This is a genomic window from Streptomyces stelliscabiei (assembly GCF_014873495.1).
Lineage (GTDB): Bacteria > Actinomycetota > Actinomycetes > Streptomycetales > Streptomycetaceae > Streptomyces > Streptomyces bottropensis.
This window is the reverse complement of sequence record NZ_JADBGF010000001.1, coordinates 1615397-1639190: the sequence shown is the minus strand read 5'-3', so window position 1 is coordinate 1639190 and position 23794 is coordinate 1615397. Positions and strand designations below refer to the sequence as shown.

Below are 23794 nucleotides of genomic sequence, written 5' to 3'. Positions count from 1 at the left end.
ACACTGCCCACCCCCCACACCTCTACTGATGCCTGAGCTTCTCGGCGCCCACCCCCACTTGGAGTCGCAATGAGAACAGGACGAAGCACGCAGCGAAGAAACCCCCTGACCACCCTGCTGGCAGGACTCGCCGGCCTGATCGGACTCGCGCTCCTCGGCGTCCTCGCCCCGGCCGTCGCCCTGGCCCAGTCGGCGTCCGACGCCCGGGCCACCGGCCTGCACATCAGCGACGGCCGGCTCGTGGAGGGCAACGGCAACGACTTCGTGATGCGCGGCGTCAACCACGCCCACACCTGGTACCCGGGCGAGACGCGGTCGCTGGCCGACATCAAGGCGCTCGGCGCCAACACCGTCCGTGTCGTCCTCTCCGACGGGCACCGGTGGACGAAGAACAGCCCCGCCGACGTGGCGAACGTCGTCGCCCAGTGCAAGGCCAACCGGCTCATCTGCGTCCTGGAGGTGCACGACACCACCGGATACGGCGAGGAGGCCGCGGCCGGGACGCTCGACCACGCGGCCGACTACTGGATCAGCCTCAAGGACGTCCTCGCCGGCGAGGAGAACTACGTCATCGTCAACATCGGCAACGAGCCCTGGGGCAACACCGACCCCGCGGGCTGGACCGCCCCCACCAAGGCCGCCGTGCAGAAGCTGCGAGCCGCGGGCTTCGAGCACACGATCATGGTCGACGCGCCCAACTGGGGCCAGGACTGGCAGGGCGTCATGCGCGCCAACGCCCGGTCCGTGTACGACGCCGACACCACCGGCGATCTCATCTTCTCGATCCACATGTACAGCGTCTTCGACACCGCCGCCGAGATCACGGACTACCTGAACGCCTTCGTGGACGCCGGACTGCCCCTCCTCATCGGCGAGTTCGGCGGGCCCGCCGACCAGTGGGGCGACCCGGACGAGGACACCATGATGGCCGCCGCCGAGCGGCTGGACCTCGGTTACCTGGCCTGGTCCTGGAGCGGCAACACCGACCCGGTCCTCGACCTGTCGATCGGCTTCGACCCCACCCGGCTCAGCGCCTGGGGCGAGCGCATCTTCAACGGCGCGAACGGCATCGCGCGGACGGCGAAGGAGGCCACGGTCTTCGGCGGCACCCCGGGCGACACCCAGGCGCCGACCACCCCCGGCACACCGACCGCCTCCGCGGTGACCGCGACCTCCGCCACCCTGTCCTGGACCGCCGCGACGGACAACGTCGGCGTCACCGGCTACGACATCGTCAGGGTGAGCGGCTCCACCGAGACCAGGCTCGCCGCCTCCACCACCCACTCGGCGACCCTGACCGGTCTCACGGCCGGCACGGCGTACACCTTCGCCGTCTACGCCCGTGACGCCGCCGGGAACCGGTCGAACCGTTCGGCCACGGTGAACATCACGACGGACGAGGGCGGTGGCACCCCCGCCGGGAACTGCGCGGTGACGTACCGGGCCACCAACGAGTGGCCCGGCGGCTTCCAGGGCGAGATCGTCATCCGCAACACCGGCACCACCGCCGTCAGCGGCTGGACCCTCGCCTTCGCCTTCGCCGACGGCCAGACCATCGGCAACATGTGGGGCGGGACTCCCACGCAGAGCGGTGGATCGGTGAGCGTGAAGCCCGCTTCCTACACCTCCACCATCCCGGCCGCGGGCTCGGTGACGCTCGGGTTCATCGGCGGCAAGGGCGCCACGAACACCGCGCCGACGGCCTTCACGCTCAACGGGGCGGCCTGCGCGAAGAGTTGACCGGGCCGTGACGCGGTGAACCGGCGGGGGCCCGCTCGTGGCCCCCGGCCGGTTCACCTCAGCCGCGTACCAGCTCGATCCGGTACTTCCGGGTCTCGGAACCGTCCTCACCGCGCACGGTGACGACGGCCGAGGCCTCACCGGATCCGTCGGTCCTGTCCACGGTGACGGTCGCGTACGGGTCGCGCGCCGTCGCCGTGACCTCCGCCCGGGCAGGGTCGTCGGTGACGACCCGGTAGTCGGTGGTGCCGGGGTCGAAGGAGGCGACCGGCTTCCCGTCGACCTCGACGGAGGAGGCGGCGGCGTCCGAGGAGGCGCCGGGGGCCTTGGCGTACACCTCGACCTCGCCCATGGTGATGTAGCCGCCCTGCCGCGCGGTCATGACCACGCGCACCCCGGTCACCGGGCCCGCGTCGAGGGGGACATCGATCACCGGAGTGCCTTCGGTGCCGACCGTGACGGGTCCGCCCGCGTCGGTCCAGAGGCCGTCCGCCGCCGCCCTGACCTGCACCTTCAGGCTCTGCGGGAAGGAGACGTTGGTGCCGTCCCGGTGGAAGTGGGCGACGACGCGGCTCAGGTCGCGGGCCTTCGGCAGGCCGAAGGTGATGGTGTCGGACGGGTTCTTGGTGCCCGACCTCCAGTTGGACCAGGCCTTCTCGGCGGTGTTGCCGTTGCGCAGCCGCTCGGCGGAGTAGCCGCTCTCGGTGTAGGTGGCGGCGACGGACACGCCCGCGTCGGGCGCGATGTTGGTCACCGCGGCCTCGGTGACCTGGACGCGTACGCTCGCGTCGACCGTGGAACCGTCGACGACCTCCGCGCTGCCGGTCAGGGTCACGACGCCCTTCTTGTCGAACGCCCCGTCGGGAACCCGGTCCCAGGTCACCGGAAGGGCGGTCCGGCCGCCGTCCCGGCCGACGCCGACCACCGTTTTCGGAAGGTCCGGCTCGCCCCCCGCATACGTCTTGGCGCGACCGGGGACGGTCGAGGCGATCGTGTCGACGGTGACGAGGGCCTCCGCGGGGATCTTCCGGCCGAGGACGTCGGTGGCCTCGCCCTTGACGCGTACGGTCCCGGACTTGCGCCACTTGCGGTCCGCCGGCAGCTCCCACACCACGGGCACGGAGCCCCGGGCGCCGTCGCGGAGCACCGGGGTCACCGTCTCCGGCAGCTTCGGCCGCAGACCCGGGACGGTGAACGCCTCCGCCCGCTCGGTGCTCAGCACGGTCTCGTCGCTCACGGCCCAGCGCTGGTTGTCCGCCGACGTCGGGGTGTACGTCGACACCTTGGCGCCGTCCGCCGACGACTGCCCGGTGACGTCGAGGAGACGGCCGGTGGCGGCGTTCACCACCGTCCAACTGCCGTCGCCGGTGGTGGACATGAGCCACTGCGCGGCGGCGGGCACCTCGCCCGCGGTGGCCTCTTCGAGGACGGCCTGGTTGTCGCGCACGGCGAGCCGCCTGCCGGTCTCCGCGTTGGTCAGGGCGTAGCGCTCACGGTTGCCGGTGCCGGAGGTCAGCTGCTCCACCGACCACAGCTGCCGGGCGCTCGCGGCGTCGGTGGTGCGCAGGACGACACCGGTGCCGTCCTGCGAGGGGGTGAACGCCTTGCCGCTCTGCGTGCCCTGGAGGCGGTAGACGTGACCGGGCTGGACGAGGGCGGCGTCCTTGTCCGCACCGCGGACGCCCTCGACCAGGAACGTGGTGACGGACTTGGCGGGGACGTCGAGGGTGGCCGAGCGATCGGTCACCGGGACCGGGGTGCCCTTGACCAGGGCCCCGCCCGCGCTGGTCACCACGGGGGTGACGGTGGCGCCCGCGTCGATCTTGCGGAAGCGCGACAGGTCCAGGGTGACGGAACGGGCGGTCGTACCGCCGTTGACGTGGACGACGGTGGCCGACCGGCCGGACTTGCGGACGGCGGCGACGCTGGAGGGGTCGTCGACCTTCACGAAGTGGTCGCCGGGCCGGATGTGATGGGTGAAGTTCCGGATGGTGTCGAACTTGGAGTTGGCCCGGATCGGGCAGGTCTCCAGGGTGTCCGTGGCCGTGCAGTTGAACGGGACGTGGATGCTGCCCCAGTTCTTGCCGGCCGCGGCCTGCGGGATCGAGTCCTCGATCGGCTGCCAGAACACCCAGGCGGACGGCTCCAGTTCACGCATGTCGTCGACCATACGGGTGGCCATACCGAGGCCCGGTTCCATGGTCGTGAAGTCGCTGCCGGTGCCCCAGGTGCCCTCGACCTCGCTCATCCAGAGCTTCTTGTCCGCGCCCTTGGCGATGTCACGCGCACTGGTGCGCATGCCGGTGCCGTAGGTGTGCACGTTGAGCTGGGGGACGGCCGCCCGGGCGGAGGCGTCGTAGGCGTTCCAGTTCTGCGTGAAGATCGTCGGGTTGGTCTCGTCCATCGCCGAGATCGCGGCGTCGGTCTTCGCTCCGCGCAGCGCCTTGGCGAGGGCGAGGAGCACCTTCTGCTGGAGGGCGGGGCCGGCGTGCGCGCCTTCCTGACGGCCGCCGGTGGGCTGACCGTCGGCGCCGATCTGGGTGCCCCAGTAGTTGGTGTTGGGCTCGTTCAGCGGGGCGATGGTGTCGAAGTCGATGCCGTGCCGCTTCTCCATCTCCTCGGTGACCCGCACCAGATAGGCGGCGAACTCGTCGACGCGGTCCGCGCGGATCTGGTCGGTGTTCGCGTCGAAGCCGCCGGAGACATAACCGTTGACGGTCTGGAACCACGGCGGCGAGTTGCTGAACGCCTCCCACTTGGTGATCTTGTCCTTGACCTGGTCCACCCACCAGCGCTGGCCCGGGTCGGCGTTCCAGTCCCAGTGGTCGGGGTCGTCCGGGTCCCACCACTCCATGTCCTGCCGGGTGGTGCCCGCCGGTGCCTTCCAGAAGCCGTCCATCGTCGCGCCGGCCTTCATGTAGTCCTTGCGGACGTCGGGGGCGTTGCCGCCGCCGATGTTGTAGCGCGCGATGTTGAGGCGGAGCCCGTCCTCACCGAACAGCATGTCGACGAGCCGTCTTCGGATGGGCTCCGGATAGCCGCCCGTGGCGTTGGCGAACCAGACGAGGCTGGTGCCCCATCCCTCGAACTCCGGCTGCTGGTACGACGGGTCGATCCGTACGGTGACGGAGTTCGGCGCCGAGGCCGCCGTGGCCGTCGTGTCCGCGGTCGCCGGCGGGGCCGTCATCAGACCGGCGCCGAGTACCAGGGGGAACATGGGCGCCAATGCCCTGACGATGCGATGTCGTGGGGTCACGACACTCCCTTCCACAACACGAGGCGAACGCCGTTTCGTTGACATGGTCAAAACACGTGCTTAGCATTCAGGAAACTGAAAGCGCTTTCTAGCCCTTGTTGTTCATGGATTTGGCACGACCGATCGCACGGCCCAGGAACGTCCCCACTCGTCCCGGGAGGAACCGTATGAGGTCGTCACGTACCGTTCCCGCGCTCACGCTCGCCCTGCTGCTCGCCGCGACAGCGACAGCGACAGCGACCGCCACCGCACCCGTCGAGGCGGACCCCGTCGCCCGCGCGGCGGCACCCGTGGCGGAGACATCCCCGACCGGATTCGCCGCCGTCGACGCGCTCGGGCAGAACGGCACCACCGGAGGGGCCGGCGGCCCCACCGTGACCGCCACCACCACCGAGCAGTTCCTGCGGTACATCGACACGGTGGGCCCGCTCGTCATCCGCGTGCAGGGCACCGTCGACATCACCGGCAAGCAGGGCGTCCGGCCGAACAAGACCGTCATCGGCGTCGGTTCCTCGGCCGTCGTCGACGGGGGCGGGCTGGACTTCCACCGCTCGTACAACGTCATCGTGCGCAACATCAGATTCACCGACGCCGAGGACGACGCGATCAACGTCGGCCAGGACTCCCACCACATCTGGATCGACCACAACGAGTTCGTGGCCCCCCTCGACGGTGCCGTCGACGTCGTGCGCGGCGCCCAGTACGTCACCGTGTCCTGGAACTGGTTCAACAAGACCGACAAGAGCATGCTGCTCGGGCACTCCGACGGTAACGGCGGCCAGGACGCCGGGAAGCTGAAGGTCTCGATCCACCACAACTTCTTCGACGGCTCACGGCAACGGCACCCCCGCGTCCGCTTCGGCGAACCGGTGCACGTCTACAACAACTACTACAAGGGCAACGCCGTCTACGGCGTCGCCTCGACCATGAACGCCGGTGTCGTCGTCGAGGGCAACCACTTCGAGGGCGTCCTCCACCCCTGCTACTCCGCCAGTGGCTACGACGCCTCCGGGCCGGGCCGGCTGGTCCAGCGCAACAACGCGTTCACCGGCTCCGGCACCTGCGAGACCAACGGCACGGTGAGCGAGCCGCGCACCTACTACGCCTACACCCTGGACCCCGCCGCAGACGTCCCGGCCCTCGTCAGGGCCGGGGCAGGCACCGGAAAGCTCGGTGCCTGAGCAACTCCCCCCACGAAGCACAGGAGAGACCCCGATGAACTCACCGCGCAAGAAGGTGGTCGTGGCCGCGCTGGCGGCCGTGCTGCTCGCCGGACCCGGTGTCGCGCAGGCGGCGCCCCAGGCCGCGCCCGTGCCCCGGACTCAGGCCGCGGCGGCCACCGTCAGCTGGACCCTCGTCCGGGCGGCCAACCCGACACAGGACCAGCAGTCGGCGTACAACCTCATCACGTCGGCCATGAACGCCGCGGTCGCCCGCTACAACAACCTCAGCGATCTCGGCAAGAACATCACCGTCCGCTACGAGCCCGGCGTGGCCACCGCCGACGGAAACCTCAACGGGACCATCCGCTTCGGCAGCAACCGCAGCTACATGAACGAGCGGACCGCCCTGCACGAGATCGCGCACACCATAGGCGTGGGCACCAGCGCGGGCTGGTCCCGGCTGGGCGGCAGTGGCACCTGGACCGGCGCGCGGGCCACGGCGCTGGTGAGGCAGTACGACGGGTCGAGCGCGAAGATCTCCACCGGGGGCGGCCACTTCTGGCCCTACGGTCTCAACTACGACAACGAGTACTCCGCAACCGCGGCCGACCGGCACGTCCGGATCGTCGCCGCGATGGTGAGCGACGGGCTGTGACTCCGTTCACGGCGGCGGCAGTTGGTGCCCGATGACAAAGGTCGCGACGGTGGCTGCGTTGTTGTGAGCAAGGGGAGGTGGGGCCGTCGCGGCGGTCCTACCGTCCCAGCATGAACACGAGTCGCAGGAGAGGAACAACCCTCAGAGCGTTGCGGGGCGTCGTACCGGCGGTGCTGCTGACCGTCGGGGCGCTCACCGGAGCCGCCCCGGACGCCCGGGGCGCGCAGGCGCGGACCGAGACGGCCGTGGCCTCCACGAGCCCGGTCACCGGAGTGAGCGAGACCATGGTGCGGGTACGGGCGCCGCTGCCGGCCTCCTTCGGGGCGCGCCCGGCGGCGTGCGACTGGCTGTCGTACCTGCGCTACCGCTCCGCCGGCGGACCGGCCGCCTCGGCCGACGCCGACCGGATCCTCCTCGCCCAGCCGGGCATCCTCGAAGGCGCCGGAGCGTTCGACAGTGTCGCCCGCAACACCGTGGCCCGCGCCGCCGCGCAGGGCCGGCACATCGAGTTCTGGGCCCTGGACCGGCGCTCCAACTGCCTGGAGGACCGCACCGGAATCGCCTCCGGGGACCAGCACACGGCCGTCGACTACTACTACCGCGACAAGCGGGTCGCGGGCCGCACCTTCGACGGGTACGTCGGCAACGCCGACCTGGGCTGGATGGCGAAGCTCGGCATCGAGCGGACCGTACGCGACCAGTACGACCTCCTCACCGCCGAACTGCCCGACCAGCGCGTGCGCGAGGAGAAGGTGCTGTGCGGCGGGCACTCCCTGGGCGGTGTCGTCACCGGGTACTTCGCGACCGCCGACTTCGACGGCGACCCGGCCACCACGGCGGACGCCGGACACCGCCAGTGCGCCGGCTGGTTCGCCCTCGACACCACCGTCTCCACCTCGCTCGCCGACCTCAGCGGCAGCATCCCCGACGACACCAACCTGCCCGACGTGGGCCTCGGGTACGGCGTCGTGCAGGCCGGGCTCGACAGCGGACTGCTGCCGCGCTCGTTGTCGGCGCCGGTGCTCCTCAACCCGGAGACGATGACGCTCCTCGCCATCGCCGGGGTGGGAGCCCTGCGGAACCCGGGCGGCGAGACCGACCTGCCGCGCTATCTGCCCCCGAACACCAACATCGAGGTCACCAACCGCTTCCTGTTCTCCAAGGACACCGCCACCTTCCTCACCGGGTCACCGACGGTGAAGGACTTCCGGCTCAGCAACGAGGCGATCCTCGGCGCCCTGATGGACGATCACTCCGTCCCGCTGGCCTTCCTGCAGAGCAGCGTCGGCTTCTTCGACGGCGGGCCGGTCGTCGACAAGAACTTCCCGGCCGCCAACGGGAGCGACGCGCGGCCGGCGCTGTTCGGCACCGAGTACAAAGCGATCCCCGACCGGCCGGGCGGCCCGCTCTACACCTGGCGGAACTACGACCGCGTCGGCGACGCCGACGATCCCGGGTACCGCTCCGCCGACGGGACCGCGTTCACCGACGCCGGCAAGGAGGTCACCGACATCCAGGAACTGGCCCGCAGCATGGCCCAACAGCCCCTGGACTTCACCGAGCAGTACTTCCCGACCAAGCTGGTCACCGACCTCCAACTGGCCGGCTCACCCCAGGTGAAGCGGCTCGTCGTCCACCCGGACGGACTCACCGCCGACCCGACGCTCACCGTGCTCGCGGGCGACGGACTGCTGGCGGGCCGCGTCCCGGCCGACCTGCACCCCGTCGTCGCCGACGGCTACCAGCACCTGGACGTACTGACCGCCGCGCCCGCCCAGAACAACGGCCGTCCCGAGCCCGTCTCCACGAGCCTGACGGAGTTCGCGCGGGACCCCGCATAGCCGGCGCCCCCATGGAGGAAGGGCCCGGGAGGATCTCCTCCCGGGCCCTTCGCCCTGTCGCGGGGGACCGGACCGGTCAGGCCTTGGTCGCGGCGAAGGCCGCCGCCGCGTCGGCGTTCGCGCGGTAGCCGAGGTGGGCGCCCACGTCGCCGCCGCCGCTCTGGCACACCGGGTCACCGGTCGCGCAGAAGTCGAGGGTGCGGCTCTGGTAGACGCCGGTGACGCTCTTGCCGATGGCCCGGATCGGGTTGCCGAACAGCAGCACCGAGGAGACCCGGGGTTCCAGCGCGGCGGGGATGGTGGCCACGATGGGACTGCCGACCACCGCGCCGGCGCTGCTGATGCCGATGGAGTTGTCGACGACGTTCGCGCCCTGCGAATAGCCGACCAGAACGAAACGCTGGTTCGGACAGGAGGCGGCCTGGCTCCGGACATGGTTCACCAGGTCCGCGTTTCCCTGTGCGGCCGAGGTGGGCGAAAGGTCGGCGGGATAGTTCACCTTGTAGCTGGACAGGGATTTCCCGTTGAGTTTTTGCTGCAGTGCGGAATACACGGGGTCGCCGACGATGAAGCCGAGCGTGCCCGGCTCGAAGGTGCCGCGGGCGGACACGACGTCGATGTCCGTGCAGGCCGCGGCCATGGCCGTGGGTGCCGAGACGGTGACCAGTCCGGCCCCGCCGGCCAGCGAGAGCGCGGCGAGGCACAAGCGGATACGCATGGGGATCCTTTGCGGGTCGGGCGCGAGCTGCGCCTGTGGAAAAGGACGTCCCGAAGGTATTCGCTCGGTCAGGCATTGTGTTATGGCCGGGAATTCAGAATTCACCTTCGTTTTTGTGCCGAGGTGAGTCCGTCCGCATTCCTATGCGGTGGACGTGTCGTCGTCCCGCGATGCCTCCGCGCGCAGGGCGAGGATGAGGTCCAGCCGGGTGCCGGGGTCGTGCAGGGCGTCGCCGAAGAGCTTCTCCAGCTGCCGCAGGCGGTAGCGGACGGTCTGCGGGTGGATGTGGAGGCGGGCCGCGACATCGGGCACGTTGCTGCCGCCGAGCAGCCACGCCAGCAGGGTCTCGGCGAGCCGGCCGCGCGGCCCCTCCGCGACCGTGTCCAGCGGGGCCAGTACCTGTGACCGGAGCTGGGCGAGCATCGGTTCGTCGCTGTGCAGCAGCAGGGTCGACAGATGGTCCGCGCAGCGCACCACGCCCTGCCGGGGCAGGATGCCGCGCCCCATCAACCCGAGCGCACGGGTGGCCCAGCGCAGGGATCTGGCGGCCTCCGTGAGAGGAACCGAAGGCCCGATCGCCGCCGGCCGTCCCCGCAGCGCGAGCGTGAACGCCCGGCCGCCGAAGCCGCCCGAGCCGTCCGGGTCGGGCACGAGCATCCGTGGTGGCCGGGACTCCATGTCCACCAGCGCCCCGGCGGCGGCCAACGGCCGCTCCTCCCGCCGGTCGGGCGAGGCCGCGAGGACGACGACCGCGACGTGCGTCGGCACGGACCACCGGGCGCCGTGCGCCAGGTCGCGCACCGCCTCCGGCAACACCGGCCTGTCGCCCAGCAACAGGGCGAGCAGCCGCCCCCGGCGCCGTTCCAGCTCGTCCGTGCTGCGCAGCTGTCCCTCCGCGTACCCCGCCGCCGCGGCCTCGGCCACCTCGTGCACCGTCCGGAACGCCAGCTCACCCAGCCTGGCCATGACCGAGGAGTCCAGGCCGAGTTCCTCCGTCGTGCGGCCCAGCAGCCGCCAGGCGTGCAGCCCCCCGACCCGCAGCGCGGACTGCAGTGTTTCGAGGCTGTGGCCCTCCAGCGCCTCGCCGCGCCCCAACTCGTGATAGATCGCGGTGATCGAGTCTCCCCGGCCGCGCGGATCGGCGATGTGGTCGACGAACAGGGTGAGCGCCTGGACGACCCCCGATCTGAGGAGTGCGCGGCTGGCCCCGTCGGCCGACCGGGAGGCGTACTCCGGGACCTGTCTGCGCACCTCCTCCTCCACATGGTCGGCGACGGTCTCCAGCTCGTCACGCAGCAGTTGGACCAGTTCGGGCGGCACAAGGGGGGCGCCGGGACCGTTCGGTACGCCGTACGGCGGGGTGGGGGCAGCCACGGCGGACCCTCCTTTCACCCGGAAGCGGCTCACCCGCGGGCCGGTGCCCGTGGGGCGAGGGGCAAGTCCCGAGTAGGACGTACGCCCCCCGCGCTCCGTTCCGTTCCCCGACGCCACCGGCCTCACGCCGGCACCCCCAGCGCACCGGCGAGCATCGGCCACGACGCGGCGAACTCCCGCTTCCAGTAGGCCCAGCCATGGCCTCCGCCCGCGTAGAAATGGGTGGTCACCGGCACCCGGAGCACCGCGAGCGCGTCCGTGAAGGCGTGCGCGGACGGCCAGAGCAGACTCTCCAGCGCCTCCGGGAGCCAGTCGCCGAGGCCGCCGACCACTCCGCTGCCGCTCGACACGTACAGGGCGGTGCCGCGCAGCCCCGCCGCCCGGGAGCGGGGGTTGAAGTCCCGCCAGGTGAGCAGGTTCAGGACCGGATGGCCCCACAGGGACCGGGGGTCCAGGTTCTCGCGGCTCACGATGGCGTCCATCAGGCTCGGCACCCCGGGTGCCGTGGTGTCGAGGATGCCGCTGTACGAGGCCGCCGCCCTGAACGTCCCCGGATGACGTGCCGCGTGCGCCATCGCGCCGTAGCCGCCGGTGGAGACCCCCGCGACCACCCGGACGCCGGACGCCCGGTAGTCGCGGGCGAGCAGCGCCGGGACCTCGGAGACCTGGAACGTCTCGTAGTCGGGGCCCTCGCGCCAGGCGGTGGGGATGCCGGTCGGCCCCGCGTCCGGCATCGCCACGATCAGCTCCCGGCCCGCCGTGAACGCCTCGACGTCCGTCTCCCGGGTCCATGACGTGTAGTCGTCGTGGGCGCCGTGGAGGAGATACAGCACGGGATAGGTCCGGGCGGGCCGTGCGTCGAAGGAGGAGGGGAGGATCAGCCGGACCGGGGCGTTGCCGCCCAGCGCGGCGGAGGGGAGGGAGAGGTCGAGGGTACGGGGGCCGAGGCGGGTGACGGACCGGGCGCCGGGGGCGGCGGTCCGGCGGTCGGCCGCGGCGGCGGTCGTCGCGCCGGCCGACCCGACGAGGGCGGCCAGCGCGGTGGCGGCCGCCGCTCTGGTGACGGAGCGCCGGGACGATCCGGTGACGCCGTCGTGCCGGTCGGCGGTGCGGGTGGTGTGGTGCGTGCGGTCGGACATGGCGGCTCTCCTCGGATCGTGTTCAGCGGGTCTCCCCGGCGAGCCGCCACCGCAGATGGGCGGCGATCTCGTCGACGTTCGGCGGGTCCAGCAGCGAGAGATGGTGACCCGTGACCCGGACGACGGTCAGGCGCGGGCACACCTCGTCCCACCCGAGCGCCTCGTCGTCCCGCTCGTACGCGGGGTCGCGCACGGTGTGCGGGGCGGGCTCGGTGGCCCGGTACAGCAGGACCCGCCCGTCGTACCGGCCCGGCCGGTGCGCCTCGCCGATCCGCAGGTCCAGATAGGAGTCCCGCTGGTGGTCGAGGGCGGCCCGTGGCACGTCGGCCGCCTCCCGCAGCGCCCGCAGCACCCTCTCGACGCGCTCACGGTCGTCCACCGTCGCCGCTAACTCGTCGTACGGCAGGTCCAGTTCGACTCCGTACGCGTCGGCGACGTGACGGGCAAAGCCGGTGAAGTGCGCGCGGATCCGCTCGGCCTCGCCGCCCTCGGGACGGGGCAGCGGCCGTACGGAGTCGAGGAGTACGACCAGCCGCACGTCCCGTCCGGCGGCCGTCAGCTGCCGTGCCGCCTCCTGGGCGACGAAGCCGCCGAACGACCAACCGCCCAGCAGACAGGGCCCGTCGGGGTGCGCGGCGGCCACCGCCTCGGCGTACCGGCTCGCCTTCTCGACGACCGTACGGACCTCGCCGGTCCGCTCCAGCCCGTACACCGGCCGCTCCCCGCCGAGCCGTTCCACGAGCGGGCGGTACACGTCGGTGGTGCCGCCCGCCGCGTGGACGAGGAAGAGCGGGGGGTACGGGCCCGAGGTGTGGAGGGGGTGGAGCAGCGGGTGGGAGCCGGAGCGTCGGCCGGGCAGGCGCCGGGGGAGGGCGTCGGAGGTGTCGCGGGTCCGCGGCGGGGAGTCCTCCGCTGCCGACCCGTCGGCCCGCGCCCGTGCGGTCTCGCGGAGCGCCGAGGAGGCGTCGGGCAGGGAGGCCTCGTCCAGGTCCTGCGCCGCTCGCGCCGGAGCGTGTCCGCCGCTCGTCTTCGCCGGTGCCGACCGTCGGCCGTCTCCCGTGGCCGGGGTCGCCCCGCCCGGCAGCGCCCGCTGGACCCGGTTCGCCATGGCCTCGACCGTGGTGGCGCTCAGCAGGTCGCGCAGGGGGAGTTCGACGCCGAACTCGCGTTCCAGGGCGGTGCGGACGCGGACGGCCATCAGGGAGTCCAGGCCCAGGTCGGCGAGCGCGGTGGCCGGGGTGATGCGGGTCGGGGGGTGCCCGGTGACGGTGGCGATGTGGTGGCAGAGGCGGGCGGCCACCGAGGCGGGGTCCGCCGCGTGCCACGTTTCCGTCAGGCCGCTCCCCTCCGGCCCGGTGCCCTCGTCCCTGCCCACCGCTATGGGGTCCGCTCCCGGCCGTACGGGCACCACGCGGGTCTCCGCCGTCACGTGGACCCCGCCGTACGCACCGCCGCCGTCCGCCCGCGCGGGGGAGGGCGGCGCAGCGAGGCCCGCCCTCCCGTCCGTCCACCAGTGCCGCGTGTGCCGCCACCGGGGCCCGGGCAGGTCGATGACGCGGCCCGCAGGCGGGGGAAGCCGCAGCCCGGCGGTCTGCAGGGTGCCCACCCGGGTGAGGAACCCGGCGGCGGTGTCGGCGTCGCGCTGGAGGGTGCCGAGGGCCAGGACTCCGGGGGCGGTGTCCGTGATCGCCCGGGTCAGGACCGGGTGGGGGGAGACTTCGACGAACGCGGTGTGACCGTCGGCGGCGGCAGCGGCGACCGCCCGGTCCAGGCGCACGGGTCTGCGCAGATTGGCGGCCCAGTGCACCGCGTCGAACAAGCAGTCGCCGCGCGGGTCGTCGAGCACGGTGGAGTAGACGGGGACGCGCGGGCGCCCGCCCCGGATGTCCGCCAGCTCCGCCGTCAACTGCGCCAGCAGCGGCTCCACCTGCGGCGAATGACCCGCCCCGGCCACCCGCATCGCCCGCGCGGCCCGCCCCTGCGCCTCCAGCCGGCGCACCAGCCGGGCCACCGGCTCCTCCTCCCCGGTGACCACCTTCTGGCCGGGCGAGGAGTGCACGGCGACATGGACGCCCGGGAAGTCCCGTGCCAGGACGTCGAGTTCGTCGTCGGCGAGGTCCACCACCGCCATGGCCCCGCCCCGCAGCCCGCCGAGCAGCCGGGCCCGTACGGCGACCACACGGGCCGCGTCCGCCACCTCCAGCGCGCCCGCGCAGACCGCGGCGGCCACCTCGCCCAGGGAGTGCCCGATGACGGCGACGGGCTCGACCCCGTGCGCCCGCCACAGCTCCGCCAGCGCCAACTGCAGCCCGAAGAGGACGGGTTGAGCCACCTCCAGCCGGTCCAGGCCGTCGCCGGTGGCCAGGTGGTCGTAGAGGGAGAGCCCGCACTCGGGGGCCAGGTGCGCGTCGAGCTTCTCCACGGCCGCGGCGAAGGCCGGTTCCTCGGCGAGCAGTCGGCGTCCCATCCCGGGCCACTGGCTGCCGTACCCGGAGAACACCCACACCGGGCCGGGGCCGACGCGGTCCCCGTCGCCCACCACCACCCGCTCGTGCGCCCGGCCCCCGGCCAACGCACCCAGACCCTCCGCCAGTTCGGCCGGGCCGCCGGCCACGATCGCGGCCCGTACCCGCCCCCGTCCCGCACGTCCGGCGAGCGTGCGCGCCACGTCGGCCGGACGGGCGGTGCTCCCCTCGGGCGTGCCGAGCCACTCCGCCAGCCGGGCGGCGGTGTCCCGGACGCGCGCGACGTCGATGTCGGAGAGGACGTGCAGCCGGGCGGCGGGCTCCTCGGCGGGGGGCGGGAGGACGGCGCCGGGCGACCACTCCTCCAGCACCGCGTGGGCGTTGGTGCCGCCGAACCCGAACCCGGAGACCCCGGCCGTGGCCGTGCCCCCGTATCGGGGCCACGGCTCGGCCTCCGTCACCACCCGCAGCCGTACGTCGTCCTCCAGGGCGCTGCCCCCGGCGCAGTGCAGCGAGGGCGGAATCAGGTCGTGGTGGAGCGCGAGCACCGTCTTCACCAGACCGGCGATGCCCGCCGCGGACTCCAGGTGCCCCAGGTTGCCCTTGACCGAGCCCAGGAGCAGGGGCTGGTCGGGGTCGCGGCCGGGGCCGAGGACGGCACCGAGGGCGCCCGCCTCGATCGGGTCGCCGAGCGGGGTGCCGGTGCCGTGCGCCTCGACGTGGTCGATGCGCGCGGGGGACAGGCCGGCCCGCGCGTAGGCGGTGCCCAGCAGAGCCCGCTGGGCGGCCGGGTTGGGGGCCAGGAGACCGCCCGAGCGGCCGTCGGAGTTGACGGCGGTGGCACGGACGACGGCGAGGATCCGGTCGCCGTCCCGTTCGGCGTCGGACAGCCGTTTCAACAGCACGGCCGCGCACCCCTCGCCCCGGCCGATGCCGTCGGCGACCGCCGAGAACGGCTTGCACCGCCCGTCGGGCGCGAGGGCGCCCGCCCGCCGGAACGCGACCGTGACGGTCGGGGAGAGCAGCAGATTCACCCCGGCGGCGATCGCGAGATCGCTCTCGCCCGTGCGCAGGCTGACGCACGCGTGGTGCACGGCCACCAGCGACGACGAACACGCGGTGTCGACGGCCATGCTCGGCCCGCGCGTGTCCAGGACGTACGCCAGCCGGCCCGCCGTCACGCTCAGTGCCCCGCCGGCCGGCGCCCAGGGGTCGACGGCGGCCGGGTCGGCGCCGGTGAGCTGTCCGTACTCGGACGCGGAGATCCCGACGAAGACACCGGTGGCGCTGCCCGCGAGGGACGCGGCCGGGACGGCGGCATGGTCGAGGGTCTCGTGGACGACCTCCAGGAGGATCCGCTGCTGCGGGTCCATCACCGCCGCCTCGCGCGGGGTGATGCGGAAGAAGTCCGCGTCGAACCCGGCGATGTCGTCCAGATAGCCGCCGTACGGGAGCGCGTCGGCCGGCGGGTACGGCGTGAAGTCACGCCAGCGGTCCTCCGGAACCCGCCGGATCGCGTCGACGCCGTCGAGCAGCGACCGCCAGTACTCCGCCGGTCCGCGCACGCCCCCGGGCAGCCGGCAGCCGACCCCGACGACCGCCACCGGCTCACCGGGCGCCGGGGGCGCCCCCGGCGGCGGGGCCGCCACGGGCGCGCTCTCCGCCGCCGGGGCGCACAGCCGCGCCACCAGCGCGTCCCCGGTGGTCGCCTCCCACAGCAGCGTCGCCGGCAGCTCCAGACCCGTCGCCCGGGACAGCTCGCCGGCCAGCACGACCGCGTCCCGCGAGGACATCCCGAGCTCCGCGAGGGGCAGGTCCATCGGCACGTCCTCGGCGGCCGTACCGCTCCAGAAGGCCACCCGCTCGGCGATCAGCCGCCGCAGCGCGCCCCGCGCACCGACCGGAACCCGCCCGCGCGGGCCGCCCTCGTCGTCCCTGACGACCCTCACCGCGCGCCCCCCGCCGCATAGGCCCCCGCCAGATAGCGTTCACGGGTCAGCGCCCGCGAGACCTTCCCGCTGGACGTCCGGGGCACCGTGCCCGGCGGGACGAGGACGACGTCGGACAGCCGCAGCCCGTGCCGGGCGGACACGGCGGCCCGCACCGTCCGTACGAGGTCCGGTACGTCGATGTCGGCGAGCGGCACACCGCGCGCGTGCTCCGCGACCACGACCACCCGCTCCCCGGAGCCGCCCGGCACACCGAACGCGGCGAGCCGGTCCCGCCGTACGGCCGGATGCGTCTCCTGGGCCGTGGCCTCCACGTCCTGCGGGTAGTGGTTGCGCCCGTCGACGACGATGAGGTCCTTCAGCCTCCCGGTGACGAGCAACTGCCCGTCCAGAACCGTCCCCAGGTCACCCGTCCGCAGCCACCCGCCCGGCGCCGCCGTGCCCTCGGCCGGTACGGCGCCGAAGACCAGCCGCGTCTGCCGGTCCTGGTTGCGGTACCCCCGCCCCACGTTGGGCCCCTGCACCCAGATCTCGCCGACCTCGCCCTCCGCGAGCGCGGCCCGCGACACCGGGTCCGTGATCCGCACCCGCTGGCCCGCCGGAGCGCCGCAGCCGGCCAGCAGCACGGCCCTCGGGTCGTCGGGCCGCGCGGGCAGCGCCTTCCCGGTGGCCAGGGCGTCACGGTCGAGCGCGAACGCGCGCAGCGGCTGCCCGGGGCGAGCGGCGCTGACGAAGACGGTCGCCTCGGCCAGCCCGTACGACGGACAGTGCGTCCCCTCGGCGAGCCCCTGCGCGGCGAACGCGGCGTGGAAACGGTCGGCGGTGCCGGGGCGCACCGGCTCGCTGCCGTTGATCAGCGCGAAGACCCCGTCCAGCCGCAGCCCGGCCTTCTGCGGCTCGGTGACGGCCGAGGCGCAGTAGTCGAAGGCGAAGTTGGGCGCCGCGCTGAGCGCCCGCGGGTGCGCGGCCAGCAGCCGCAGCCAGCGCACGGGCTCGTGCAGGAAGGCCACGGGATCCATGAGCACCGACAGCAGCCCCCGCACCACCGGCGCCGCGACACTCAGCACCAGCCCCATGTCGTGGTAGAGCGGCAGCCAGCCCACGAAGCTCACCGGATGCGCGTCGGCACCGTAGGCGGCCAGCGCCTGGCGGGCGTTGGCGACGACGTTGCCATGGGTGATCTCCACGCCCGCCGGGGTGCGGGTCGAACCCGAGGTGTACTGGAGGTAGGCGAGGGCGTCGGCGTCGGGCTCGGCCGGACGCGGGTCGTCGGCGGCGGCGTCGGGCACGTGGTCCACGGCGACGACCTTCACGTCCCGGCCCGCGCACGCCTCGCGCACCTCGGCGAGGGCGTGGCCCGTCGTGACGACGACCGCCGGGGAGGCGTCCGTCAGGACCGCCGACAGCCGGTCGCCCTGCCCGGGCAGACCGGGCGGATACAGCGGTACGGCGACCAGACCGGCGGCGAGCGCCCCGAGGAAGGCGGTGACGTACTCCGTCCCCTGCGGGCACAGCACCGCGACCCGCGCGCCGGGTTCGGCCTCCGCCGCGAGCCGGGCGGCCACGGCGCGCATCCGCAGGTCCAGCCTGCGCCAGGTCAGGGTGCGGTGGACGCCCCGCGAGTGCGGCGCCGGATGGTCGACGAAGGTGAACGCCCGGCGGTCGGGGGTGGTCTCGGCCCAGTGCCGCACATACTCCGGCAGACTGCGGAACACGGGCGCGAGCGGGGGGCGGCGGCTGTCCATCGGGCATGGCTCCTGACGTCGCGGGGACGGCTTGCGGTCGTTCGCGGGGGACGGCTCGGGGTGGGGTGGGGGGTGCGGGGGCGCCTCGCGGGCAGCGGTGACAGGGCCCGGAGGGCTCGGCGCGCACGCAGCAGGGGTGCTCTAGAGCGGGATGTTGCCGTGCCGGCGCTCCGGCATGGGGGCGCGCTTGCCCCGCAGGGCGCGCAGGGCGCGGCAGACGTGGGCGCGGGTGTCGCGCGGGGCGATGACCGCGTCGACGTAACCGCGCTCGGCGGCGAGGTAGGGCGTCCCGTAGGTCTCCTCGTACGCGGTGACGAGGCGGGCGCGCAGGGCCTCGGGGTCGGCCGCGGCGGCGAGTTCGCGGCGGTGCAGGACCCCCACCGCGCCCTCGGCGCCCATGACGGCGATCCGGGCGGTGGGCCAGGCGAGGTTGATGTCGGCGCCCAGGTGCTTGGAGCCCATCACCGCGTAGCCGCCGCCGTACGCCTTGCGCACCACCACCGTGACCTTGGGGACGGTCGCCTCGGCGTACGCGTACAGGAGCTTCGCGCCGCGCCGGATGATGCCGGCCTGTTCCTGGCGGACGCCGGAGAGATAGCCGGGGACGTCGGCGAAGGTGAGCAGCGGGATGCCGAACGCGTCACAGAACCGTACGAACCGTGCGGCCTTCTCGGAGGCGTCGATGTCGAGGACTCCCGCCGCGTGGAGGGGCTGGTTGGCGACGACACCGACCGCGGCGCCCTCGACGAGGGCCAGCGCACAGATGATGTTCGGCGCGAACAGCTCCTGGATCTCCAGGAGTTCGCCGTCGTCCACGACCGCGCGCAGGACGTCCCGCATGTCGTAGGCCTGCGCGAGCCGGTCCGGCACCACCGCGTCCAGTCCGAGACCGGCGGGCGCGGCCCCCGGTGTGTACTGCGGGGGCCGCTCGGCGTTGTTGGCGGGCAGGTACGACAGCAGGTCGCGCACGGTGTCGAGGGCGTCCACCTCGTCGGCGGCCAGGAAGTGGGCGTTGCCGTTGACGGCGTTGCTGGTGCGGGCGCCGCCCAGTTCCTCGGCGCTGGTGCGTTCGCCGGTGACCGTCTCGATGACGTCGGGCCCGGTGACGAACATGTGCGAGGCGCCGTCCACCATCACGGTGAAGTCGGTGATGGCGGGCGAGTACGCGGCCCCGCCGGCGCAGGGGCCGAGGACGACCGAGATCTGCGGGATCACCCCGGACGCCCGCACGTTGCGGCGCACCAGCTCGGCGTAGAGGGCGAGCGAGGTGACACCCTCCTGGATACGGGCGCCGCCGCCGTCGTTGAGTCCGATGACGGGACAGCCCGTCTTCAGGGCGAGGTCCATCAACGCGATGGTCTTCTCGCCGAAGGCCTCGCCCATGCTGCCGCCGAACACCGTGGCGTCCTGGGCGAAGACGCAGACGGGCCTGCCGTCGATCGTGCCGTGCCCGGTGACCACCCCGTCGCCGTAGGGCCGTCTGTCCGCGCCCCCGGTGGGGCGGGCCCGCACGAACTGGCCCGTCTCCGTGAACGAGTCGGTGTCCAGCAGCAGATCGATGCGTTCCCGGGCGCCGTACTCCCCGCGTCTTCTCGGCCCGGCCGGTGCGACCGCCCGGATCCGGCGGCCCTCCAGGTCGGCGATGCGGTCGGCGGTCCGGTCGACCGTGCGGTCGGCGATCGTGTCGGGCACCTGCCCGGCCGCCCGCTGCGCCGACTGCCTCGCCCGGGATGTCGTCACCTCTAGCGTCACAGCCACCTCCGAAGTGGCTTTCGAATATGGCAGCGAAGGAGGGCTGCTCCGCCTCAATCACCCTTCTGTGTGCGGGAGATGAGTCCCAAGGGGCCGGTGTTCGTCCGTGGGTGACAAGGGCCCGCCGTTCTGCTGGGCGCGGAAGGCCACTTCGACTACGGAGGGAGGGTCGCCCTCGGCGGGAGGGCCGCTCGTCAGCCCCGCCGCCGTGCGAGGAACTCCCGGGCGCCGCGCAGTCGGGTGCGCAGACGGCGCCGGGTCCGCCTGCTGTCCAGCCGGACGTCGAGCGGTCCGGGCAGGGAGGTCCCGCCCCGGCGGCCGGCCGGCAGGCGGGAGGCGTCCAGACCGTCCCTGCGGGCGATGAGGACGCCGAGTTCGTGGCGGGTGAGAGCGTCCGGCCCGGCGAGATGCCGCGTGCCTCCCTCCTCGACGGTGACCAGTTCCAGCAGCGCGGCGGCGAGGCCCGTACATGGACCGGACAACGCACGACATCGGTGAACAGCACGCCGTCGTGGGTGCCGGCCGCGAGATCTCCTCGCGGCCCCGCATGCGTCGTATCGACGTCCGGTGAGTCAGCGCGCCACGGAGATGTGGTTCAGGACACGTCCACTCCGTGGCCCGCGCCCTTTCCGGTCGTTCGGCGCGCGGCTACGTTGTGCCACGCGTTCCCCAGTACCCACGGATGGCCCAGTGCTCGCAGACCTCTCCCCGCTCATCGCGGCGACCACCCAATGGCTGACGCGCGCCTATCCGGCGAGTGGCGGAGCCCTCGACGGCGCGCTCTGCGAGGCGCAGGCCCGGCAGGCCGTCACCGTGGCCGCACGGCTGCGCTATCCGACACCGATGGACGCCGCGCTCGTCGGTGTGGCCGGTCCGGGCGGCACGGCGCGGCTCGACTGGATCACCGGGTTCGACGAGGACCTGACACCCGAGGAGTACGCCTGGCGGACGTGGGTGGACGAGGTCGTGGCCAGCTGGGCGGCCTGCCTGCTCGCCGACCCCGAGCTGGCCCGTGCCGCCGTGGCCGCTCTTGCCGACCCCCTCCACTCGGCCGGTTCGCCCGCCGTCTACCGACGCCTCCTCAGCCCCGACGTACTCGACCGGCGGGCCGCCGCGCTCCTGCGCCACCCCGACCTGCTCGCCCCCGTCGCGACGCTGCACCACGCCGGCCTGCTCCACACGCTGCGGCCGGGGCGGGCCCTGACGGCCTGAGCCCGCACGGGACAGCGTCGGCGGCCTCGTCACCAGCGCAGCGGCAACCCCGCGAGATGGTCGTCCAGCAGCCCGGAGATGATCCGGTGGTCGTGCAGCGAGGGATGCCAGTCGCAGCCCAGGTGATCGAGGCCGGGATCGTCGTAGTACCAGTGGCTGACCCGGCCGTCACCCCGCCGCACCCGCTCCTCGACGATCCGCAGGGTGGCCTCCGCGAACGCGGTGGTGTTCCAGAGGCGGGCGGCGGCCACCACGAGGAAAGTCCCGCGCCCGTACCGGGCACGCAGCTTGTCGAGAAAGCCGTGATAGGCGCTCTCGTAGGCGGTGACGAGTTCGGCCGTCGTGCTCCAGCGTTCCCCGGCATGGAGGGGCGTGGAGAAGTCGTTGATTCCGAGTCCGATCACGACGACCCGTGGACGCCAGCCGTCCGGCTTCCGCCAGACATCACCCTCGACGTTCAGCAGAGCCCGGTCGTAGTAGGTGCGGAAATCGGTCCCGGGCTCACCGCCGTTGTAGTTGCGGACCATTCCCCGGCCGGAAAAGGCGTTGATCTGGAAATCGGCGTCCAGTTTCCGCGCCGTCAACGCGCCGAACGCGAGATCCGCGTTGCTGTTCCGGTTGACCCCGCCGTTTCCGGAACAGTCCTGAGTGGTGGAGACATTCCCGTATCCGGCGGTGTAGGAGTCGCCGATGAATTCGATCTGCCTGTCGCGCGCCCGGGGTCTCGCGAGAATCGCGCCACCGGGAGCCGCGACGAAACCGCCGAAGCGGCCGACCGCCCACGGGCTCTCCGTCCGCTTCACGACCCGCACCCGGTGTCCGCCGTCGGCCAGGCCGTCGATCCACGAGACCGTCCGGCCCGGGGTGACGAGGGTGGCCGCCGTCGCCCCGTCGACCTGGACGTCGTAGTCGTTGTCGGCGTCGTCGAGTACCACCCCGACCCCGGTCCCGTGGAACCTCCCCTCGAAGGAGACGCCGGGCCAGCTGTACGCCACGGTCCCGTCCGCGGTCCGTTCGACCCGGCCGACCGTGTGGAACCGGGCGTCCGCCCGTGTCCCGGCGGCCCGGGCGGCGGGCGCGACGGTGGTGACGAGGCCGGCGGCTCCTGCCGCGATCAACGTCCGCCGGGATAACGGGCGGGGTGTCTGCATGGTCGTCCCTTCGACACAGGCGGGGGTGCGTGGGCGTGCGTAGGGGGCAGAGGGAGTGGGAGCGCTCCCAGAGTGACGCGCTATCGAAGGTGGCCGTCACACGCACGGTCGTCAACCCCTCGCGGTCACATTCGCACCGCGCATGCCCATCATGAGCTGCCGCTGCCGCTGCCGCTGCCGCTGCCGCTGCCGCTGCCGCTGCCGCCCCTTTTTCAGTGACCTCGGCGTCGTCGGTGGGCCGCCGCCAGTTCATGGCGCAGTCGGCCCGGAGCCCAGTCCTCGCTGAGGGCCTGCCAGAGGAGGTCGGCCTGGGAGGCCGGGGCGAGGCCGCCGACGGGCGGGTCGAGGTCCAGGTCGGTGGGGAAGGGGTAGCCCTCGGCGGTGGCGGCGACGACGCGGCGCAGCCAGTCCTCGGTGGCGCCCTCGGACCTGCGGTGCGCCAGAACCGGGAAGAGGGCCTCGGCCATCGCCTCCCGGTCCACCGTCTCCATGGCGCGGCCGAAGGCGGACGAGATCTGGAGCAAGTTGGCCATGCGCCGGACGTCCGACGAGCGATTGTGCCCGGCGGCGTGGAACAGCGCGGGGTTGAAGAACGCCGCGTCGCCCTTGTCGAGGGGGAGCTGGATGTGGTGGATGTCGAAGTACTCGACGAACTCCGGCAGTCGCCAGGCGAGATAGCCCGGCTCGTACTTCTGGGAGTGCGGCAGGTAGAGCGTGGGGCCGGACTCGACCGGCATGTCGCAGTGGGCGACCGCGCCCTGGAGGGTGAGGACGGGGGAGAGGCGGTGGACGTGCGCGGGGTAGCCGGCCGCCTGCCGCCGGGTGAGGAACCCCAGGTGGTAGTCGCGGTGCGGGCTCTGGGCGGCGCCGCCCGGGTTGACCACGTTGACCTGCGAGGTCACCTGGTAGGCGGGGCCGAGCCAGGCTTCGGCGACCAGGGCCAGGATGTCGTTGGCGTAGTAGTCGGCGAAGACGTCCGGCGCGCGTACGGCCAACTTGTCCAGGGCGCTCCAGACGCGGTCGTTGGCGCCGGGCTTCGCGAAGTGGTCGCCCCGGGCGGTACCCGCGGCGCGCTCCTCCTCGATCAGCTCCCGGAAGACGGCGGAAGCCCGGTCCACGACGGCCGGGTCCGTGAACGCGCCCTTGAACACGACGATTCCGGGGCCGTCCATCAGGGTCCGGGCCAGCTCGGCCTGCACGTCCCGCAGGCCCTGCGGGGTGGCCGTCAGGGCGCGGAGCCGGTCACTGTCGTAGAGCGGCACACCGTGCTCGACCCGCTCGGCCGAAGGGTGGTCGACGGGATCGGTGCTCTGCTCGACGAGCGTGCGGAACGTGTCGAGATCGCAGTCCGCCTCGGTCAGCCAGACCTGTCGCACCGCGGCGATGGGGCGCATCGAGGTTCCTTTCGCAGCCTTGTGTCCCTGCCAGTCTGGGGAGCCGAAACCCGTCATTCAATCTGCGGAAACCCTTCAAAAAGACCTCAGGGTTCCTGGGTGCGAAGCGCTGCGGAGTCCGTGGAGGTGGCGACGCGGGGCGGATCGATGTTGCCTCCCCCTTCGCCCGTTCCCTCGGCACCGTGGTTCGGTGACCCTCTTGGCGCCCGTGTCGTCCCGCGAACCTCCGGCGGGGGCGAC

General features: G+C 73.0%; 14 protein-coding genes and 1 pseudogene. 5 read left to right on the top strand and 10 right to left on the bottom strand.

Annotated elements, in window-relative coordinates; translation table 11 throughout:
* The first annotated feature begins 69 nt into the window (after positions 1-69).
* The gene (locus tag H4687_RS07035; RefSeq protein WP_046912689.1) at positions 70-1740 is read left to right on the top strand and encodes a cellulase family glycosylhydrolase; all 1671 of its coding nucleotides are present in this window, start codon (positions 70-72) and stop codon (positions 1738-1740) included.
* A gap of 58 nt (positions 1741-1798) precedes the next feature.
* Here the strand turns inward: H4687_RS07035 and H4687_RS07030 are convergent, their stop codons facing one another.
* On the bottom strand, positions 1799-4957 hold the full coding sequence (locus tag H4687_RS07030; protein WP_046912690.1) for a glycoside hydrolase: 3159 nt from the start codon (positions 4955-4957) through the stop codon (positions 1799-1801).
* 206 nt (positions 4958-5163) lie between these two features.
* Between H4687_RS07030 and H4687_RS07025 the strand changes: the two genes are divergently transcribed.
* The 3 genes from H4687_RS07025 to H4687_RS07015 all read left to right on the top strand — a co-directional run bounded on the left by H4687_RS07025 (position 5164) and on the right by H4687_RS07015 (position 8655).
* Complete coding sequence (locus H4687_RS07025) at positions 5164-6177, top strand: pectate lyase family protein (protein ID WP_046912691.1); 1014 nt, start codon at positions 5164-5166, stop codon at positions 6175-6177.
* A gap of 34 nt (positions 6178-6211) precedes the next feature.
* A complete protein-coding gene (locus tag H4687_RS07020) occupies positions 6212-6814 on the top strand; it encodes a hypothetical protein (RefSeq protein ID WP_046912692.1) in 603 nt (200 codons plus the stop codon).
* Between the two features lie 110 nt (positions 6815-6924).
* Positions 6925-8655 (top strand): hypothetical protein, encoded by a 1731-nt coding sequence (locus H4687_RS07015; protein ID WP_046912693.1) that lies wholly within the window; start codon positions 6925-6927, stop codon positions 8653-8655.
* 76 nt (positions 8656-8731) lie between these two features.
* Here H4687_RS07015 and H4687_RS07010 read toward each other — a convergent pair whose 3' ends face one another.
* The 7 genes and pseudogenes from H4687_RS07010 to H4687_RS06980 form a co-directional block, all read right to left on the bottom strand.
* On the bottom strand, positions 8732-9373 hold the full coding sequence (locus H4687_RS07010) for a cutinase family protein (RefSeq protein WP_046912694.1): 642 nt from the start codon (positions 9371-9373) through the stop codon (positions 8732-8734).
* Positions 9374-9514: 141 nt separating this feature from the next.
* Positions 9515-10747, bottom strand: a complete 1233-nt coding sequence (locus H4687_RS07005; protein ID WP_179860184.1) for a PucR family transcriptional regulator — start codon at positions 10745-10747, stop codon at positions 9515-9517.
* Between the two features lie 122 nt (positions 10748-10869).
* Positions 10870-11886: an alpha/beta hydrolase gene (locus tag H4687_RS07000; protein ID WP_050398124.1), complete on the bottom strand. Its 1017-nt coding sequence runs from the start codon at positions 11884-11886 to the stop codon at positions 10870-10872.
* Between the two features lie 22 nt (positions 11887-11908).
* A complete protein-coding gene (locus H4687_RS06995; RefSeq protein ID WP_052768266.1) occupies positions 11909-16300 on the bottom strand; it encodes a type I polyketide synthase in 4392 nt (1463 codons plus the stop codon).
* Complete coding sequence (locus H4687_RS06990; RefSeq protein WP_050398126.1) at positions 16297-18045, bottom strand: fatty acyl-AMP ligase; 1749 nt, start codon at positions 18043-18045, stop codon at positions 16297-16299. Before H4687_RS06990 ends, H4687_RS06995 begins: the two co-directional genes overlap by 4 nt.
* 141 nt (positions 18046-18186) lie before the next feature.
* Entirely contained in the window at positions 18187-19737 is a 1551-nt protein-coding gene (locus tag H4687_RS06985) for an acyl-CoA carboxylase subunit beta (protein ID WP_192781806.1), read from the bottom strand.
* 254 nt (positions 19738-19991) lie between these two features.
* Positions 19992-20329 (bottom strand): annotated as a pseudogene (locus tag H4687_RS06980) (dTDP-4-dehydrorhamnose reductase); the annotation flags it as partial.
* Between the two features lie 158 nt (positions 20330-20487).
* Between H4687_RS06980 and H4687_RS06975 the strand changes: the two are divergent.
* A complete protein-coding gene (locus tag H4687_RS06975; protein WP_046918337.1) occupies positions 20488-21009 on the top strand; it encodes a hypothetical protein in 522 nt (173 codons plus the stop codon).
* Between the two features lie 29 nt (positions 21010-21038).
* Here H4687_RS06975 and H4687_RS06970 read toward each other — a convergent pair whose 3' ends face one another.
* Both H4687_RS06970 and H4687_RS06965 read right to left on the bottom strand, forming a co-directional pair.
* Entirely contained in the window at positions 21039-22160 is a 1122-nt protein-coding gene (locus H4687_RS06970; RefSeq protein ID WP_179860188.1) for an SGNH/GDSL hydrolase family protein, read from the bottom strand.
* A gap of 212 nt (positions 22161-22372) precedes the next feature.
* Positions 22373-23554: a phytanoyl-CoA dioxygenase family protein gene (locus tag H4687_RS06965; RefSeq protein ID WP_046918335.1), complete on the bottom strand. Its 1182-nt coding sequence runs from the start codon at positions 23552-23554 to the stop codon at positions 22373-22375.
* Positions 23555-23794: the final 240 nt, after the last annotated feature.